The organism is Burkholderia sp. SIMBA_051 (assembly GCF_046534915.1).
Classification (GTDB): domain Bacteria; phylum Pseudomonadota; class Gammaproteobacteria; order Burkholderiales; family Burkholderiaceae; genus Burkholderia; species Burkholderia ambifaria.
Genome location: NZ_JAWRXS010000203.1, coordinates 1 through 278, shown reverse-complemented (window position 1 = coordinate 278; position 278 = coordinate 1). Strand labels below are relative to the sequence as shown.

Below are 278 nucleotides of genomic sequence, written 5' to 3'. Positions count from 1 at the left end.
CTGATGCGTCAAAACCAGTCGCTGTCCGAGCTGACCGCGAACATCCTGAACGGCATCGGCCCGGTGTTCGATGCGGCCCGGCCCGACATCGTGCTGGTTCACGGCGATACGACCACCACCTTGGCGGCGAGCCTGGCCGCCTTCTATCGGCACATCCCGATCGGACACGTCGAGGCCGGGCTTCGTACCGGCAATATCTGGTCGCCGTGGCCGGAGGAACTGAACCGGCGTGTGACGGACGCCGTGTCTTCGTGGCACTTCGCGCCTTCGAAGCGCGC

The 278-nt window shown here is 65.8% G+C and carries 1 protein-coding gene; it reads left to right on the top strand.

Annotated elements, in window-relative coordinates:
- On the top strand, positions 1-278 hold a 278-nt coding region (locus SB771_RS34180; RefSeq protein WP_410721941.1), incomplete at both ends, for a UDP-N-acetylglucosamine 2-epimerase.